The 3279-nt window shown below is 68.9% G+C and carries 3 protein-coding genes; 2 read left to right on the top strand and 1 reads right to left on the bottom strand.

The window, feature by feature from the left end; genetic code table 11:
- A partial coding sequence (locus Q0112_RS17475; RefSeq protein ID WP_297977289.1) for an aminopeptidase P family N-terminal domain-containing protein occupies nt 1-752 on the bottom strand: 752 nt, incomplete at its 3' end.
- 107 nt (nt 753-859) lie between these two features.
- Between Q0112_RS17475 and Q0112_RS17470 the strand changes: the two genes are divergently transcribed.
- Nucleotides 860-1741, top strand: coding sequence for a LysR substrate-binding domain-containing protein (locus tag Q0112_RS17470; protein WP_297977288.1), 882 nt, complete (start codon nt 860-862; stop codon nt 1739-1741).
- A 163-nt stretch (nt 1742-1904) separates the two neighbouring features.
- The gene (locus Q0112_RS17465) at nt 1905-3083 is read left to right on the top strand and encodes an MFS transporter (RefSeq protein ID WP_297977287.1); all 1179 of its coding nucleotides are present in this window, start codon (nt 1905-1907) and stop codon (nt 3081-3083) included.
- The last annotated feature ends 196 nt before the right edge of the window (nt 3084-3279 follow it).

Here is a 3279-nt window from a genome sequence, read left to right as displayed (position 1 = left end):
AGGATGTCGCCCTTCTCGATCTTCCGCGAGGTGACCGGGTTGTGGGCGCCGTCGGTGTTGATGCCCGACTGGAACCAGGTCCAGGTGTCCATGAGCTCGGCGTGCGGCCAGGTCCTGGCGATCTCGCGCACCATGCTGGCGGTGGAGTGCAGCGCCACCTCGTGCTCCGGCGCGCCGACCTTGGTCGCCTCGACGCAGGCGGCGCCGCCGACGTCGGCGATCCGCGCCATCTCGGTGATGTGGGCGATCTCCTCGGCGGACTTGATCATCCGGAGCCGCATCGCCGGCGCGGCGATGTCGACGAACTCCATGCCGGGGAACTCGGACTTCAAGAGGTTCAGGAGGTCGATGTTGACGGTGTCGAACTCGATGCCGAGCCGCTTCACCCCGCCGGTGAGCTGGCGGACGGCGTGGAAGTAGTTGTCCTTCTGCCAGTCGGTGTAGGTGACGTTCGACCCGAACGTACGCCGCCACGGCTGGCCGCCGTCGATGCCGGCCGAGATCGAGGTCGAGGCGTCGGGGGTGACGACCAGGCCGTAGCGCCGACCGAAGTAGCAGAAGAGGAAGTCGGAATAGTAGCAGATGTTGTGGTACGAGGTGAAGAGCGCGGCGTCGATCCCGACCTTCGCCATGTGGGCGCGGATCGCGTCCAAGCGGCGCTGCATCTCGGCCGCCGAGAAGGTCGGGGTGACCTTGGATCCATTATTGGTGAAGTCCTGAAGGCGCTCGCGCTCGAGGACGACGGTGTTCATGGGGCATTCCTCCGGTCTTTGATCCCGCTATTGTCCGCTCCGGAGGAGACTCTTGTCAAAAGAGGGTTTCTCAGTGAATCATGAGCTGAGCTCATGGAGGGACCGCCATGCCCCAGGCGCCGCTCGGCGCGCTCCGTGTCTTTGAGGCCGTCGCGCGGCACGGCAATTTCAGCCGCGCGGCCGATGAGCTTTGCGTCACCCAGTCGGCGGTGAGCCATCAGGTGCGGGGGCTGGAGGCCTGGTTCGGCGCGCCGCTCTTCGAACGATCCGGCAACCGCGCGACCTTGCTTCCACACGCCGCCGAGCTCGCGCAGGCGCTCGCGCTGTCGCTCGGCGACATCGACACGGCCTGCCGGCGGGCGCGCCGGGCGGGGGGGCGGCCGGTGCTGACCGTCGCGGTCATCCCGTCGGTGGCAGTCTGCTGGCTGATCCCGCGGCTTGGCGACTTCCGCGCGATCGCGCCCAGGCTGGAGGTGCGGATCATCTATGCGATCCATGGGCAGCCGATCGATTTCCGGGACGTGGACCTCGCGGTGGTGTTCGCGGAATCGCCGCCGACATTTTCGGGAATGGTCGTCACGCGATTCCTGCCGGGGCTCACGGTGCCGGTGTGCGCCCCCCACTTCGGGCAACCCGCCACCCCCGCGGAGATGCTCGCCGCGGGGCTTCTGCACGACACCGACGCCGGCGGCTGGCGCGCCTGGTTCGACGCCGTCGGCGTGCCGGAGGCCAATGTGGCCGGAGGACCGGTGTTCGAGGACTTCAACCTGTTGCGCGCCGCGGCGCTGGCCGGGCAGGGCGTGGCGCTCTGCCCGCTCGCCATTGTGGCAGACGACATCGGGGCCGGGCGGCTGGTGCAGCTCTCGGATACCGCTATCCGCGCGGAATTCGGCTACTATATCGCGGCCCCAGCCGATTCTGCCGAGCAGCGCGCGCCGGCTATAGAGGCGTTTCGTGCCTGGCTGCTGTCCACGGCGCACGGGCCGTGACGCAGGCATCGAAAGAAGGGACGAGATCCTGCTCGACGGATGCACGCCGGGATCGTGCAGGCGCTCCGCACCGAGTTCCCAACTGCCGCGGAAGTAGGCACCGGCGTCTGAGGGCCAGACAATGCGATTGATCCCCGAAGACCACGTCCGAGCGCGCTGAGCCATGCGGGCAGGCCTTGTGGCGCTGACAGTCGCCTACGTGCTCAGCCAGTTCTATCGCGCCTTTCTCGCTGTGCTGGCGCCCGTGCTCGAGGCCGAGATCGGCGCGACCGCGGAGCACCTGGCGTTTGCGTCGGGCGTCTGGTTAGCGACCTTCGCGGGGCTCCAGCTCCCGGTCGGCTACGCGCTCGACTACCTCGGCCCGCGCCGCACCGCCGGTGGGCTCCTGGTGGCAGCGCTCGGCGCCGCGGTCTTCGCCCTGGCGCAGGGGCCGGGGGCGGTGACCTTCGCGATGGCGTTGATGGGGGCCGGGTGCGCGCCGGCATTGATGGCCTCGCTCTACATCTTCGCCCGCGTCTACCCGCCGGCCGTGTTCGCGAGCCTCAGCGGGCTCCTGATCGGCGTCAGTTCGGCCGGCAACGTCCTTGCCGCAACACCGATGGCCTGGTCGGCGGAGGTGTTCGGCTGGCGTGCCTGCATGTGGGGGCTGGCGGCGCTCACGCTTTTGGCCACGGTCGCGATCGTCGCCTTCGTCCGCGACCCGCCGCGCGCTACCGTGCCCCCCGGGGATGGCGCCGGCTTTCTGGCCTTGCTGCGGAAGCCGTCGGTCTTGCTGCTCATGCCGCTCACATTCGCGCACTATGCTCCGGTCGCGGGCGTCCGCGGGCTCTGGGTCGGCCCCTACCTTGCGGCGGTCTTCGATCTCGACGCGGTGGCGCTCGGAAACGCGACGCTTGCGATGGGCATTGCGATGATCCTCGGGAGCTTCGCCTACGGTCCGCTCGACCGGCTGCTCGGGACCCGCAAAGGCATCCTTCTCGGCGGCAACCTGGCTCTCGCGGGCGCACTGCTCGGGCTCTGGGCCTGGCCAGCGGCGGGTCTCGGGGTCGCCGTCGCTCTGCTCTGCGCGATCGGGTTCTTCGGGTCATCCTACCCGCTGATGATCGCGCACGGGCGGAGCTTCTTTCCGCACCACCTTGCGGGGCGGGGGGTCACCTTTCTGAACCTACTCGCCATGGGCGGTGCCGGCATTGCGCAGATCGCCAGCGGCCGGCTCTACGCGGGGGCGGCCACCGAGCCGGTGGATGCCGCGGATCCGTACGCCACGGTCTTTCTGTTCTTCGGCGTTCTCGTGCTCGCCGGCTGCGCGGCCTACGTGTTCACGCGCGACAGGCTCGACTGAACCTGTCGTCAAGAATTGTGCGGCGGCACCGGGTTGAGAGTTGATGGGGTGTGACGTCAGGTGCCCTCTGGCGCCTCTCCCGACGTGCACCAGGCGGTCGAGCTCCCCGTCCGCCCGGCGGCATCCCGCATCGTGTATGAATGACCGCTTTTCAGTTGCTGCGGGCGTGGATCCCGCCTCGGCTCGAATGGCGGCT

Origin of the sequence: uncultured Amaricoccus sp. (genome assembly GCF_937858865.1) — a bacterium.
GTDB lineage: Bacteria > Pseudomonadota > Alphaproteobacteria > Rhodobacterales > Rhodobacteraceae > Amaricoccus.
Note: the sequence above shows the minus strand (reverse complement) of the source record. Positions and strands in the feature narration are given on the sequence as shown.